The 12,789-nt window shown below is 62.0% G+C and carries 16 protein-coding genes; 2 read left to right on the forward strand and 14 right to left on the reverse strand.

The genetic code is table 11. From position 1 onward, the window contains the following. Positions 1-108 precede the first annotated feature (108 nt). Positions 109-1,035 carry an RluA family pseudouridine synthase gene (locus CXQ93_RS12665; RefSeq protein ID WP_104110798.1) on the forward strand — a complete coding sequence of 309 codons (927 nt, stop codon included), beginning with the start codon at positions 109-111 and terminating at the stop codon, positions 1,033-1,035. A gap of 44 nt (positions 1,036-1,079) precedes the next feature. On the opposite strand, the gene CXQ93_RS12670 is transcribed toward CXQ93_RS12665, so the two are convergent. From CXQ93_RS12670 to CXQ93_RS12725, 12 genes are all read right to left on the reverse strand, one after another. After that, the gene (locus tag CXQ93_RS12670) at positions 1,080-1,499 is read right to left on the reverse strand and encodes a hypothetical protein (protein WP_104110799.1); all 420 of its coding nucleotides are present in this window, start codon (positions 1,497-1,499) and stop codon (positions 1,080-1,082) included. Beyond that, positions 1,496-2,092, reverse strand: a complete 597-nt coding sequence (locus tag CXQ93_RS12675; protein ID WP_104110800.1) for an Asp23/Gls24 family envelope stress response protein — start codon at positions 2,090-2,092, stop codon at positions 1,496-1,498. The genes CXQ93_RS12670 and CXQ93_RS12675 overlap by 4 nt, the downstream gene beginning before the upstream one ends. Continuing rightward, positions 2,089-2,658, reverse strand: coding sequence for an RNA polymerase sigma factor (locus CXQ93_RS12680; protein ID WP_258068987.1), 570 nt, complete (start codon positions 2,656-2,658; stop codon positions 2,089-2,091). The genes CXQ93_RS12675 and CXQ93_RS12680 overlap by 4 nt, the downstream gene beginning before the upstream one ends. 122 nt (positions 2,659-2,780) lie before the next feature. Then, positions 2,781-3,038 carry a GlsB/YeaQ/YmgE family stress response membrane protein gene (locus tag CXQ93_RS12685; protein ID WP_104110801.1) on the reverse strand — a complete coding sequence of 86 codons (258 nt, stop codon included), beginning with the start codon at positions 3,036-3,038 and terminating at the stop codon, positions 2,781-2,783. A 22-nt stretch (positions 3,039-3,060) separates the two neighbouring features. Then, the gene (locus tag CXQ93_RS12690; RefSeq protein ID WP_104110802.1) at positions 3,061-3,702 is read right to left on the reverse strand and encodes a hypothetical protein; all 642 of its coding nucleotides are present in this window, start codon (positions 3,700-3,702) and stop codon (positions 3,061-3,063) included. After that, positions 3,699-4,289, reverse strand: coding sequence for a DUF6286 domain-containing protein (locus CXQ93_RS12695; RefSeq protein ID WP_104110803.1), 591 nt, complete (start codon positions 4,287-4,289; stop codon positions 3,699-3,701). Before CXQ93_RS12695 ends, CXQ93_RS12690 begins: the two co-directional genes overlap by 4 nt. Next, the gene (locus CXQ93_RS12700; RefSeq protein ID WP_104110804.1) at positions 4,286-4,681 is read right to left on the reverse strand and encodes a hypothetical protein; all 396 of its coding nucleotides are present in this window, start codon (positions 4,679-4,681) and stop codon (positions 4,286-4,288) included. The genes CXQ93_RS12695 and CXQ93_RS12700 overlap by 4 nt, the downstream gene beginning before the upstream one ends. Continuing rightward, on the reverse strand, positions 4,678-4,869 hold the full coding sequence (locus tag CXQ93_RS12705) for a DUF2273 domain-containing protein (protein ID WP_104110805.1): 192 nt from the start codon (positions 4,867-4,869) through the stop codon (positions 4,678-4,680). Before CXQ93_RS12705 ends, CXQ93_RS12700 begins: the two co-directional genes overlap by 4 nt. After that, complete coding sequence (locus CXQ93_RS12710; RefSeq protein WP_104110973.1) at positions 4,866-5,381, reverse strand: Asp23/Gls24 family envelope stress response protein; 516 nt, start codon at positions 5,379-5,381, stop codon at positions 4,866-4,868. Before CXQ93_RS12710 ends, CXQ93_RS12705 begins: the two co-directional genes overlap by 4 nt. Before the next feature lie 262 nt (positions 5,382-5,643). Then, positions 5,644-5,949, reverse strand: a complete 306-nt coding sequence (locus CXQ93_RS12715) for a hypothetical protein (RefSeq protein WP_104110806.1) — start codon at positions 5,947-5,949, stop codon at positions 5,644-5,646. A 125-nt stretch (positions 5,950-6,074) separates the two neighbouring features. Beyond that, positions 6,075-8,927, reverse strand: coding sequence for a phosphoenolpyruvate carboxylase (gene ppc / locus CXQ93_RS12720; protein ID WP_104110807.1), 2,853 nt, complete (start codon positions 8,925-8,927; stop codon positions 6,075-6,077). Positions 8,928-9,056: 129 nt separating this feature from the next. Continuing rightward, positions 9,057-9,614 carry an SRPBCC domain-containing protein gene (locus CXQ93_RS12725; protein ID WP_104110808.1) on the reverse strand — a complete coding sequence of 186 codons (558 nt, stop codon included), beginning with the start codon at positions 9,612-9,614 and terminating at the stop codon, positions 9,057-9,059. A gap of 138 nt (positions 9,615-9,752) precedes the next feature. Between CXQ93_RS12725 and CXQ93_RS12730 the strand changes: the two genes are divergently transcribed. After that, positions 9,753-10,559, forward strand: a complete 807-nt coding sequence (locus tag CXQ93_RS12730) for a DUF1684 domain-containing protein (RefSeq protein ID WP_104110809.1) — start codon at positions 9,753-9,755, stop codon at positions 10,557-10,559. Positions 10,560-10,783: 224 nt separating this feature from the next. Here CXQ93_RS12730 and CXQ93_RS12735 read toward each other — a convergent pair whose 3' ends face one another. Together CXQ93_RS12735 and CXQ93_RS12740 are read right to left on the reverse strand one after the other, a co-directional pair. Next, positions 10,784-12,001 carry an acyl-CoA dehydrogenase family protein gene (locus tag CXQ93_RS12735; protein ID WP_104110810.1) on the reverse strand — a complete coding sequence of 406 codons (1,218 nt, stop codon included), beginning with the start codon at positions 11,999-12,001 and terminating at the stop codon, positions 10,784-10,786. Then, positions 11,998-12,771 carry an SDR family NAD(P)-dependent oxidoreductase gene (locus tag CXQ93_RS12740; protein ID WP_104110974.1) on the reverse strand — a complete coding sequence of 258 codons (774 nt, stop codon included), beginning with the start codon at positions 12,769-12,771 and terminating at the stop codon, positions 11,998-12,000. The genes CXQ93_RS12735 and CXQ93_RS12740 overlap by 4 nt, the downstream gene beginning before the upstream one ends. Positions 12,772-12,789: the final 18 nt, after the last annotated feature.

The raw sequence follows: 12,789 nt of genomic DNA on the forward strand, positions 1-12,789 counted from the left end.
GGCTGCGCGCGTCATTGTCTTCCTGCAGCTTGTCCCCCGATGATCGGTTTCACCTTAGCAAGGCGCGTGGTCCGAGCCCTCCGCAAGCCTCGGTACCCTTGGAGAGTGATGAAATCTCCCCTTCCCGTCCGCAATGGCGTCAATGCAACACGCGTGCGAGTTCCTGATGAAGGCCCGTGGGCAACGGCCATGGAATTTGTGCTGGATAAGTTTGGCCACGTGGATTCTGCCGGCATTGTGGATAGGTTTGTGCGCGGCGAGGTCCGGGCCATCGACGGGGAAATCGTCACACCCAGCACACCCTTGAACGAGCACATGTTCATTTGGTACTACCGTGAGCTGCCCGTTGAAAAGCGCCTCCCCGTAGAACTATCCATCCTGCACCAGGACGAAAACCTCGTGGTGGTGGATAAGCCGCACTTCCTGCCCACAACACCCGGTGGCATGTACGTGCAGGAATCGGCGTTAGTCCGCCTTCGAGTTCTGCTGGACGCCCCGGATCTGGTGCCGATTCACCGTTTGGACCGCATGACCGCTGGAGTGCTGCTGTTCTCCGCCAACCCTGACACCCGGGGCAAGTACCAACTACTCTTTGAAAAACGACGCATTGAAAAGACCTACCGCGCTGTGGCCCCGGTGCGCGAGGACCTGAAATTTCCGCTGGTGGTGCGTAGCCGCATGATCAAGTCACGCACGTATCTTTTAGCTCAAGAAATAGCGGGTGAGCCCAATGCTGAAACACGCATTGAGCTCATGGATACGCGCGTAGATGCCGCCACCGGTCAGACACTGGGCCTCTACGATCTCCAGCCACACACAGGCAAAACCCACCAGCTGCGGGTTCATCTTGCTTCCCTTGGAATCGGCATCATGAACGACTCGTTCTACCCGATCCTGCACGACCAGGCCCCCGATGATTACAGCAAACCGCTGCAGCTCCTGGCCCACAGCATTGCCTTCACCGACCCGCTGACTCGCGAACCGGTGAAGTACTCCTCAAAGCTGGAACTGTCCGAGTTCCCAGACCACCAGTAACCCGCTTCAGTCCGAGCTTGGGCGCAATCAGCCTTCGGTTCCACTCAGACGCCGATCGCGGAAATCTCCACGAGAGCCCTCACCTGAACCTCCGGTTGGCGTGCCGTGACCAAGGTACGGATCGCACCTGCCACCGACCGGGCCATGGCGGGAGCCGGCAGTGAGCCGTCGGTTCCGATCCGGATCTTGACAGTCATGACTGACCGGCCACCTGCAGAAGCTGCGTCCGGCAAGGATGCCTCGCCCAAGGACCCCGCACCCGAGGGACCGGGGCCGCGTTCCTGAGTGCCGCCGTCGTCCGCCTCGGAGCACACCACAAAGGGCACTGGCGTCGCGCCGCTGCCGGGATCCACCAGTGACCCCAGCTGCTTGAGCGCGCTCAACCACACCGGGTCAGCGGCATAGACAGTGGCCACGCCATCCATGGCCAGCACCAACTGGTGAATATCGTCTTCGAGGCTCATGAGCGCCCTTTCCCTGATTCGCCGGAACCGTTGCCGATCACCGGTGGCCGGATATCCGTGAAGGCCACATGTACTGCCGTCACATTGAGCTCTGTTTCTACCAGTAACTCGGCAAAAACCGCGTCACGCAACGTCTGTGCGAGCTCCGGCAGCGGGTGACCGTAGCGGGCCGAGACATTGATCTTCACTTCCACAGGCTCTCCAGGAACGCTGACGTCACCCTCGAGCTGGCACCGTCCAATGAGCACCCCGCCCAAGGAATCGCCCACCGTGCGGACTAGCGCAATGACGGCGCCTTCGGTCTCGCTCAGCTCATCCAGCTCGCCGCCACGAAGCGGAATCGTGCGGCCCGCCCGTGACTCCAGGCGCAGATTCGCCATGATGCCATCAAGCCAGCCGGTGTCGTCGGCAGTTGCGGAGGCAACGTCGTCATCCATCATCAAAAGGGCGGCGGCGCTGAGGCTGCGCAGCCCGGCCAGTTGCGCCTGGCACTGCGGGCAATAGTCAATGTGCTCGGCGTCCGGGGACGTGCCGCTGTCCAGATAGTCGCTGAGGGCTTCGATGCGCCGACCGCAATCATGCGTGGGGTTCATCGCCATTCCTCCATTTCTTTCATGAGCGTTGTCCGTGCCCTAGCCAACCGGCCGCGGACGCTGGCGGCGCTAATTCCCAGCGCCTGGGCGATTTCCTCATAGGATTGACCGCCCAATTCCTTCAAAACCCAACATCTTCGTTGTTCCTCGGGCAGCCTGGACAGGGCGGTATTCAAGGCCAAACGCGCGGACCCGGCCACCGCGGCCTGCTCCGGCGTGGGCAAGATGGCTTCGGCTTCAGGCTGGTCGTCAAGGTTGTCATGTGATTTTCGACGTCGGCCGGTGTCCACAGCGCGACGGGACACAATCCGCATGAGCCACGCCTTCGCGGCAGTTCCGTCCTGCAAATGAGCAATGTCTTTCCATGCCGCAATGAGCGCATCTTGCACAACGTCGTCGGCCTCGGCATGCGAGTTGACCAGACGCCGGGCATAGGCGCGCATGAGCGGCGCGTGCCTGCGTGCCAGCATTTCAAAGGCGGCAACATTTCCGTCGCCGGCCCGTTCGGCCAAAACGGCGTCCGGGGCATCGGCTAGTTTGTGGGGCAGGTCCTGCAGTTGTTTCACCGACGTGTGCCTTTCGGGATTCGCGGGGGCGAGTATGAGCTACGGGGCTTGAGAACTTATGGGCGAGCATATACGCGCCGATGGCCGGCAGCGCGAATGCGTCTGCCGGCCGGTACTGTCCCTTACTTGCGGCCCTTGATGGCGCCGTAGGCAGCTGCCACTACCAGGCCGCCACCGATCGACAACAGCCACGTTTTGATGTTGAAGAATGATCCCAGATCAGCGTTGAAAATAATGGAACCGAGCCACCCACCCACGATGGCACCGACCACACCCAAGATGATGCTGGTGATCCAACCGCCCTGGACCTTGCCCGGCATGATTGCCTTGACGATGACTCCGACGATCAAACCCAAAATGATGAAGCTAAAGAAACCCATAATGTACTCCTTGTGTATTTGTTTATGCCACGCGTTCAGTGCGGGCAAAAAGTGTGCGAGTGCCGGCCTTGATACGGACCAGCACGGGTAGACGGAAACCTAAAAGTTGATCGAGACCCTCCACCAAATGGTCGACGGCGGCCATCACCTCAACGGGTGAGGCACCTTTCCGTGTTTGGATACTGATCTTCAACCCGGAGTTGGCTACGGCGCCGGTATTCTTCCGGGACTTGTTGTTCCAGGATTTGTTATTCCAGGATTGGACGGACGCTGCCAGGACATGCGTGTTATCTGTCAGCGCGGCCTTGATGGCGTGTGCTGCTACAGCAGTGTCCACGGTAGTTTTGCCGGTGTCGTTGTCCTGCGAAGCCAACTGATTGCTGCGGCCGGTCCCTTGCGAGGCGATCCAGCAGACCAACAGCACAGCCACGATGACGAGCGCGGCAAGAACGCCCACACTCCACCAACTGATGTCTGCTCCGGGCATTTTGGCGGCTGCCAAGCTGTCCTGGACGCCGGCCCAGACGTCGGCTCCGGCTGTGGTCCAGCGCCGGGCGAATGCCGGGTTGGTCCCGGCCAGTATGGTGATGGCTCCTGCTGCGACAAGGACCAAGCCGAGCACCCCCAACAATGCGCGGTTCAGACCGCGATGGGTCCCGTTCATGAAGTCACCGCCGTACTGGTTGTGACGCCAACAGTCAAGGGTTTGCGCAACCCGTAGAACGTGACTTCACGTGCCACACTTTCTCGGATGTGTTCAGTGTCTACTGCCCGGCCTGAGCTGGGGTGAACCCTTACGTCAATGCGTTTACGGCTGACACTTGTGGTTACTTGTTCAGGAGCCAAGCGAGCCGCGGTACGGGCCGTCCGGGAGAGCGCTGCGGCAAGAACGGCATTGTCAACCACTACGGCCGAACGGTTGTTAGCGATCGCCTGCCGGGCTTTTGTTCCCGGAAGTACTGCCATAGCCAGAAGGAATATCCCTAGCAAAGCCGCGGCCACCCCGACGGCAACAAGCGCCCCAGGGAGAGCTTGCGTGCCCAGCGACGCGAGGCGTTGAGCCAGCTCTGCAGGGTTCATGAACACTGGTGCATTGAGTGTTGTCGAAAGCACCAGTTCCAAGGCCAGCCATAGCGCCGCCACGAGCAGAAGCGCAGCTACCACAATGGACACCACAGCTCTGCTGGACCGTGTTTCACGCACGTTCAGCCTGTTGATGATCCGCGCCTCACGCGCTTGTTCATCTCTCATTGGACTCTCCCCGCGTTTCTTGGATCTGATTCATGAATACCTGTCAAGCGAACATCAACCCGGCTCACAGTTGATCCGGCCAGCTCCTCGATGCTGTTAGCAACTCGTTGCCGGCCGGAGGCCGCCCGCTCGAATACGGTGCCGCCAAACACCTCAGCTGCTGGGTGCAGTGCCAAGGGCACGGCGAGCGAGACGCTAACTTGTCCCGACTGATCGTGCACCCCGGCCCGCACTTCCGTTAGGGGAACATTGAAGACGTCGGCAGCAATAGCTGCTACCAACCTGTTCATGGTGCCGGCGGAAATGCTGGTGTACCCGGCACGCATCCGCGGGTGGTTCTGCGCAGCGGAATCCTGCGCAAACCCCTCAACCCCCAGCGTGCCGGCGCTCACGAGGAGGTACGCTTCCCGCGCAGAGCGTCAATGACGCCTCGGAGATCCAGGCGGCCATCAATGCTTCGCCCGATCACAGCACCTACGGCCATGAACAGCGCCACCAGTAGCATGGCCCAGAATCCGAAGGCTAGGGCCGAGATGGCGAGCGTGGCCGCTATTGCCGTTCCTGCCATGGTGGCACTCATGAGACGCGGGCTTCGCGCTGGATCCCCTGATCCTCTACTGCGGCGTCGGTACGCTTGTTCGCAGCAGGCTTCTCATCGTCATCGGACGGGATGTGAATGTCGGTGATGGAGACGTTTACTTCTGTCACTTCCATGCCAACCACGTCTTCGACTGCCGCGTAGATGGCGTCGCGCACAGCGTCTGCCACCTTCTGGAGCGGGTGCGGGTATTCCACCACGAGTGTCACATCCACTGCCACCTGAGTCTGACCAACCTCGACGCTGACGCCCTGGGTCAGATCCTTCTGGCCCACGGCTTCGCGGATGCTGCCCAAGGCGCGTGCTGCGCCGCCGCCGAGCGCGTACACGCCGGGGATGTCCTGGGCGGCAATGCCGGCAACCTTAGCAACCACGCCGTCTGCAACGGTGGTGGTGCCGCGGCTGGTGACCGTCTGCTTGGCTGAGTTAGTGCCACTGTTGGTTGAAGCACTGTTGCCTGATGCGTTGTTCTTGATCTGAGGCTGAGTAGTCAAAATAATCACTCCCGAAGTTCTTCGTGTCAGTATTTATTCAAGCTCGGTGCCGATTGGCGCCTACACAAGTAAGGCGTACTGAAAGGTAACATCGTCACGGTCAAATCACTGTGAACTGCGTCACATTCTATTTCGGTGACGGAAATGCGGGGTTTTCGGTGCAACTTTTCGTGAAATGGCGCCACGCAACACCGCACTGCCTGGACGGTGAACCCACTTTAGACACTGCGTTTAGACGGTGACCCCACTTTAGACACTGACCCTAGACGTTTAGCCATTTGCCGGCCGAGCGGCGGTAGGTGCGCAACGCGCCCGTGGTGGCCACCTCGTTGACACCCTGAGCCAAGGAGATGGCGGCGCTACGCGCGAACTGGTTCTCGGCGTCGTACTCGCTGGCCTCCACCATGAAGCGGACGGTGATGCGCGGGATGCCAGCCACAATGTCCAGCTGGTTCGCCTCGACCACGTGCGCCGATCCCACCGCAGCAACCGCCATGTCCATGACTTCTTCGGGGGCGTGGCCGGGGCGCAGGCCGGTGATCTGAATGGTGGCGCGGAAGGAAGGCATGTCTCCAGCCTATCGGCGGCCCGTCTCATGCAAAAAAGATGGCGCTTGCGGGAAAAGACGGCCGTCTACCGGTGTCTTTTCCCGCAAGCGCCGTCTTTATCCGAAATAACGGGCGAACAGGAGGTTTATCCGGTGTTGCGCAGCCCGGCAGCCACACCGTTGATGGTGATGAGCATGGCCCGCTGCAGGCGCTCATCCACCTCAGATTTGGTGATGTCAGCTTCGCGGACGCGGCGCAACAACTCCACCTGCAGGTAGGAGATCGGGTCCAGGTACTGATCGCGGACGTTCAGTGAACGCTTCAGCAACGGCTGGTTGTCCAGCAACTCGGATTCGCCGGTCAGCAGCTGAAGTTCAGCCACCGTGAGATCGTACTCGGCACGGATGACGGCGAACAGGTGCTGCAATTCGGTGGGGACCAGCGTGCGCACGTAGTGGGCCGCAATGCCCATATCAGTCTTGGCCAGCGTCATTTCCACATTGGAGATGGTGGAGGAGAAGAAGTGCCAGTGCTCCAGCATTTCCTTCAAATCAGCCGAGCGGCCGGCCTCACGCGCAGCCTTCAGGCCAGAGCCCACACCGAACCAGCCGGGAACGATCTGGCGTGACTGCGTCCAACCGAACACCCACGGGATGGCGCGCAAGCCACCCAATCCGGCACCCGAATCGGGGCGCTTGGACGGGCGCGAGCCAATGTTTAGTGAACCGAGCTGCTCCACGGGGGTGGAAGCCATGAAGTAGGCCGGCAGGTCCTCGTGGTCGATCAGCGTCCGGTAGGTGCCAAACGCTGCGTCGGAGATGACCTCCATGATCTCGCCAAAGCGGCCGAGATCATCATCGGAGTGACGCGGGGCCTGGTGCAAGGCCGAGCCCTGCATGACGGCGGCCAGCGACAGCTCCAAGTTTTCACGTGCCAGTTCCGGCAGGGAGTACTTATCGGAGATAACTTCACCCTGTTCGGTGAACTTAATGGCACCTTCCAGCACGCCATTGGGCTGAGCCATGATCGCGTCATACGTGGGTCCGCCACCGCGGCCTACTGAGCCGCCACGACCGTGGAACATACGCACGTTCACACCGTGCTTCACGGCAACATCGCGCAGCTTGCGCTGGGTCTTGTGAATCTCCCACTGGCTGGTCAATACCCCGGATTCCTTGTTGGAGTCCGAGTAGCCGAGCATGATTTCCTGGACGTCCCCGCGCAGGCGAACCAATTCACGGTAGGCCGGGTCAGAGAGCAGCTGGTCCACAATCTCCGCCGAAGCACGCAGCTCATCAACAGTTTCCAGCAGCGGAGCGAAGCCGATCTTGGCGTACCTCTCCGAGCCGGTGAGCTGCACCAGACCAGCCTCACGGGCCAGCACCACAGGTGCCAAAACATCGTCGGCGCCGCGCGTCATGGAAATAATGTACGTTTCGATGACATCAGGGCCGTACGTGCGCAAGGCGCGGCGCACCACGCGGAAGACGTCGTACGTGCCGTTAGCTGCGCCGTCGAGCTTAATCGGGTGACCGGAAAGCGGCCGGTGACTGGCCAGCTCGGTGCCCAGGACCGCCAAGCGCTGAGCACGGTCAAGCTCGGCGTACGGCGCGCCCAGATCGCCCACGCGGTCCATGAGCTGCCCGACGGCGTCGTGGTGGTAGTCAGCGTGTTCGCGGATATCCAGGGTGGCCAGGTGCAGGCCGAAGGAGGAAATGGCGCGACGCACCGAGGCGAGAGCGCCATCGGCCACCAGCGCGGCCGAGTTGTTCCGCAGCGAGGAGTCCAGCAATTCCAGATCAGCGATGAGCTCGGAGGTAGCGCTGTAATCCCGGCCGGGCTCATGGTAAGCGTCAGCGGCAACGCGCTTCTGGGTGTTGAGCAGCTTGGCCTTGATGCAGGTGAGTTTGAGTCGGTAGGGCTCATCGGCGTTGAGCTCGAGGGCGCGCGGATCGATCCCGGGCAAGTTGGCAAGGTCGACGGCGGTGGAGTCGGTCAGCGCCGCGTCCGCACCGGAGAGGGCGCTGGAGTTGGAGAGGACGCTGAGCAGTTCATCAATTAGGACCAGCGAGATCTTGACGGCGTTCTGGTTTTGCAGGATCAGCACGTCACGGGTGACCTCCGGGGTGACGTTTGGATTGCCATCGCGGTCACCACCAATCCAGGAGCCGAAGCGCAGCGGGGCCGCGTCCGCCGGCAACTTCACGCCGTGCTCGCCGAGGAGGTCGCTGAGCTCGGTCAGCACCTCCGGCATGGCGTCGGTGAGGATGTTGCGCAGGTAGTAAATGGCGTTGCGGGCCTCATCCATGGGGGTGGGGCGGACCTTGCGCAGCTCATCTGTCTGCCACATCTGGTCAATGATTTCAGCCAGTTTGCGGTCCTGGCGGGCACGGGAGGAGCTGCCTTCCTCGGACGGGGTGGCGAGGATATCGGAGAGTTTGCGGATTTTATCCAGCACCGAGCGCCGTGAAGCCTCGGTGGGGTGAGCGGTGAAGATGGGGCGCACATCGAGTTCGTTGACGACCTTTTGCAGCGCTTCCGTGCCAGCCTGTTCGGCGATTTCGGTGACGGCCTTGGCCAGCCAACCATCCTTTTCCGGACGGGAGCGCAGGCTGCGCACGCGATGCACCTGCTCGGCGGCGTTGGCCAAGTGGAAGTAGAACGCAAAGGCGCGGACCAAATCGGTTGCCTGTTCCAGCGGCAGGGACGAGAGGACCTCGCGGACCTGTTCTGCGACGTCGTTGGCACTCCACGGCCCGGTGCCGGTCTCGCCACGGGCGGCTTCCTTGGATTCCTTGGTCAACAGGCGGACCTGCTCCACCATGGCGAGCAGCTCCGGTCCATGCTGGCGGACCAGTGATTCGCCCAGCAGGGTGCTGACGCGGCGCACGTCAGCGCGCAGGTCGGTGTCCTGTTCTGGGATCAGCTCCGGGTCCGGGGCTGTGCCTTGGCCTAGGCCCTGAGGGTCCCGAGGGCTAGCTTGCAAATCTGAGCTCATGAGTCAGTGTCCTTACGGTCTGTGATTCTGGGGTGCTCGTATGCGGCGTTGAATACGGTGGCGGGCCACGTCAGGGCCTTCTGGATACTACGTTGACAGGCTTAGCCGGTGCCAATCAGTCTCAAATAATTACGGACGAGCGGCCGAGTAGTGCGCGTGAATTTGTTCCCAGCACGGGTAAAAATCGTCCCACCAGTGCTGCCAATCAACGCTTTTCCCGTCGAGGGCCTCATGCAGGTGATCCAGGTGCACATGCCAGCCAGCCAACGACATCAGCACCGCCTCATCGGGCACAGCCACCGTGTTGGTGAACGTCATTTGCGTTCCCGTCTCGGTGGGGGTGAGGTCAATCCGGATCCGTCCATGGATGTCATTGCTGAACTCCAGCAGCTTCGGCGCATCCGCTGCAACGATCCGCCCGTACCACCAGTCGGTTTCGATCCCGTGGCCTTCGTCCTTGACATTGAGCCACTTCAGATCAAAAGAGGAGCCCGTTTTAGCTTGGCCGCGCACCTTGGCCCACCACATCGGGGTCTTTTCCGGATCGGTCAGCATGGCCCAGAGAATCTCCGGCGCCACCGCGTAGTGCCGCGTGTACGTCAGAACCGTGCGCTCCTCATCCACTGTGGCGGCGGTACCCAGCGGGAATCGTGTCATGTCCTTGTTGAACTCTGCATTCGATGCCATGGACCCATTCTTTCATCTCTGCGGCCCAGCCCGCCGCTTCAATCCCCCACGTTCGCCAATGGAATAGCTGCCCGCCGCCTCCCGTTGTGCCTAGTGTTGGGCCTAGCCCTGAATTGCCCGCACAGCCGAAGGAGCCCCATGAGCACCACCACCGCCGAACTCGACCGCCTCACCCAGCGCTGGGAACGCTTCCGAAGCGGGCGCAATAGCGCTTTGGCGGGCGATCACGGCTGGCTGACGCTCACCTCCTTACAATGGCTGCCCGCCTCCCCGGCTCCCTTGGCCGGACTCCCGGGTGTGTGGAGTTTTGAAGGTACGACGGCGTCCCTCACCGCAACAGTTGCGGACCACCTGACGCTGGTGGAAAGCGGCAAACCGGTGGTAGGAACCATCACGGCAGAGCTCGTTGACGAGCAATCCATCTTGTGGGTTTCTTGGAACTCTGTGGTGGTGGAGCTGGGCATGCGTGCCAACCGCTACATGATCCGCACCCGAGACTCCGCATCCCCGGAGCTGACGAACTTCACGCAGGTGCCGGTGTTTGACTACAATCCGAATCTGGTGGTGACGGGGACCTTTGAGCGCTGGGATACACCCCACCACACCGTGATTGCAACAGCCAACCCTCTGGTTCCCGGCGTGGCAGAGCTGGTGGGTGAGGTGTCCTTTGAGCTCAACGGGACGCAGTACCGGCTGGCCGCCGAAGAAGGCGGGCTGGGATCGCTGGTGCTCACATTCCACGACGCCAGCAATGAGATTTCAACTTCGCATTGGCGCAAGGTGGAACTCACCAGGCCACGTCCGGACGGCTCCGTGGTGATTGATTTCAACCGCGCCATCAACTATCCCAGCGCCTTCACCGACTACGGCACCTGCCCCGCACCAGTTACCGCTAACACGCTGCCCGTGTCCATCGAGGCCGGCGAGCGCGACCCCCGGAAGTAGCCAGCGCCGCCAATCCCTGAGTTTATGCGCCTGACTCAGCTTGGGTGGTGCGCATAGACTCACTGCTCAAAACATACGCGCCGGACTCCATGTGAGTGGTGCGCATAGGCGCTTATGCGCACCACTGGCGTCGGGTTCAGCGCATAGGCGCACTGCCCAAAACGTATGCGCACCACTGGTGACGGGTTCAGCGCATAAGCGCACTGCCAGGTCCACATCACCGGCTAGACGATGGCGCTGATGCCCGTGATGGCCCGTCCGGTGATCAGGGTATTGATTTCGTGTGAGCCTTCATAGGTGTAAATGGCTTCGGCATCGGCAAATACCTTCGCCATGCCGTAATCGCTAACAATGCCGTTGCCACCCAAGATGGAGCGCCCCAGTGCCACGGTCTCCCGCATCGCCGCCGTGGTGTGTGCTTTGGCCAGCGCAACCTGCGCCATGGACGGGCGCAACTGTCCGCCTGACACGGCGCCACCATCCACCGACGCGTCTTGCAGCCCGGCAATCCGCACCATCATGGCCAGCGATGAGGTGGCGTTCCCCAGCATCGTCACCAGCTGGGACTGGATCAGCTGGAAAGACGCGATCGGGCGGCCAAACTGCTGGCGCTTAATGGCGTAGGCGCGGGCAATGTCAAAGGCTGCCAGCTGCTGGCCCACAGCCTGCCAGGCCACCGAGATGCGCGATCCCAGCAGCAGCTTGTTGGTGTCCTCAAAGGAATTCACCGAGGTAATCCGGTCCGCCTCCGGCACCCGCACATCCGTCAGGGTGATGTCCGCGTTCTGGACCGTCCGCAGAGCAATCTTGTTTTCAATCTTCACCCGGGACACCCCTGGCAGGTTCGCGTCCAGGAAGAAGCCGCGCACCTGCCCGGTTTCGGCGTCCTTGGCCCAGAGCAGCATCCGCTGACAGAACGTCCCATTGCCAATCCAGCGCTTGGCGCCGTTGAGTACCCAGTGGGTACCGCCGTCGTCCATCACCCGCCGGGCGGTGGTGGCCATGCCGCCGGCTACATCGCTGCCGTGGTCCGGCTCGGTCAGGGCGAAGGCGCCGGTGCTCCGCAGCGCCACGGCATCGGCCAGCATGCGCTCCTGCTGTTCGGCGGAGCCAAAATCGATGAGTGCCTGGACGAAGAGGTCGTGGTGGACCAGGAAGAACGTGGCAAGGGAGGTGTCCACGCGGGTCATCTCGGCGACCACCAGCCCGGTGAACAAGTGGCTGTAGCTTCGGCGGTCCGGTGCAGCCAGATCCAACGCGGCAATCTTGGGCAGGATGTGCGCCGGGAACTGCGCATCGTTCCACCATCCGACGGCGTGCGGCACCACCTCGGCAGCCAGGAACTCGCGCAGCTGCGCCAGCTTGGCCTTTTCTGCAGGGCTGAGCAGCGCCTCGAAATCGTAGAAATCGGCGTCGGGCAGCTCCCCGTGCGACTTGCTCATTTCGGTGACATCCGGATGGCGCCGTCGAGCCTGATGGTCTCGCCGTTGAGCATGGCGTTGGCGACAATGTGCTCCACGAGTGCCGCGTACTCGGCTGGCTTGCCGAGACGGGAGGGATGCGGCACCTGTTGACCCAACGAATCCTGCGCGGCCTGCGGCAGACCAGCCAGCATGGGAGTTTCGAAGATGCCGGGGGCAATCGTCACCACGCGGATCAGCGAGCGAGCCAGTTCCCGCGCGATCGGTAGGGTCATGGCAGCCACGGCCCCCTTCGACGCGGCGTAGGCGGGCTGACCAATCTGCCCGTCAAAGGCCGCAACAGAAGCAGTATTGACGATGACACCGCGCTCGGGGCCAAATTCGCCCTCCAGCGCGTCGGCAGCGGCCATGGCTTCAGCGCACAGCCGAACCACGTTGAAGGTGCCAATCAAGTTGATCTGGACCACGCGGCTGAACTGCTCCAGCGGCAGCACGCCCTCGCGCCCCAACACCTTGCCCGGGGTAGCGACGCCGGCGCAGTTCACCACAATCCGCAGCGTCCCCAGACCGGCGGCGGCATCGATGGCGGCACGCACCTGGCCTTCATCGGTGACATCAGCCGGGGCAAACACGGCCCGCTCCCCCAACTCCGCGGCGAGCTCGGCACCCTTTGAGGTGGGCAGATCAACCAGCACGACGGCGGCCCCGCCCGCATGCAGGCGCCGCGCCGTTGCGGCACCTAGCCCCGAGGCGCCGCCGGTAATGAGAGCGACAGTTCCGTTATGTGAAATTTCCAATGAGGTCCTCCT

Source organism: Arthrobacter sp. N199823 (assembly GCF_002929705.1).
Lineage (GTDB): Bacteria > Actinomycetota > Actinomycetes > Actinomycetales > Micrococcaceae > Specibacter.

Excerpts from the sequence above, each read along its gene's own strand:
- CXQ93_RS12665 (WP_104110798.1), top strand. The coding sequence starts at position 109 with ATGAAATCTCCCCTTCCCGTCCGCAATGGCGTCAATGCAACACGCGTG.
- CXQ93_RS12670 (WP_104110799.1), bottom strand. The coding sequence starts at position 1,499 with ATGAGCCTCGAAGACGATATTCACCAGTTGGTGCTGGCCATGGATGGC.
- CXQ93_RS12675 (WP_104110800.1), bottom strand. The coding sequence starts at position 2,092 with ATGAACCCCACGCATGATTGCGGTCGGCGCATCGAAGCCCTCAGCGAC.
- CXQ93_RS12685 (WP_104110801.1), bottom strand. The coding sequence starts at position 3,038 with ATGGGTTTCTTTAGCTTCATCATTTTGGGTTTGATCGTCGGAGTCATC.
- CXQ93_RS12690 (WP_104110802.1), bottom strand. The coding sequence starts at position 3,702 with ATGAACGGGACCCATCGCGGTCTGAACCGCGCATTGTTGGGGGTGCTC.
- CXQ93_RS12695 (WP_104110803.1), bottom strand. The coding sequence starts at position 4,289 with ATGAGAGATGAACAAGCGCGTGAGGCGCGGATCATCAACAGGCTGAAC.
- CXQ93_RS12705 (WP_104110805.1), bottom strand. The coding sequence starts at position 4,869 with ATGAGTGCCACCATGGCAGGAACGGCAATAGCGGCCACGCTCGCCATC.
- CXQ93_RS12715 (WP_104110806.1), bottom strand. The coding sequence starts at position 5,949 with ATGCCTTCCTTCCGCGCCACCATTCAGATCACCGGCCTGCGCCCCGGC.
- ppc (WP_104110807.1), bottom strand. The coding sequence starts at position 8,927 with ATGAGCTCAGATTTGCAAGCTAGCCCTCGGGACCCTCAGGGCCTAGGC.
- CXQ93_RS12725 (WP_104110808.1), bottom strand. The coding sequence starts at position 9,614 with ATGGCATCGAATGCAGAGTTCAACAAGGACATGACACGATTCCCGCTG.
- CXQ93_RS12730 (WP_104110809.1), top strand. The coding sequence starts at position 9,753 with ATGAGCACCACCACCGCCGAACTCGACCGCCTCACCCAGCGCTGGGAA.
- CXQ93_RS12735 (WP_104110810.1), bottom strand. The coding sequence starts at position 12,001 with ATGAGCAAGTCGCACGGGGAGCTGCCCGACGCCGATTTCTACGATTTC.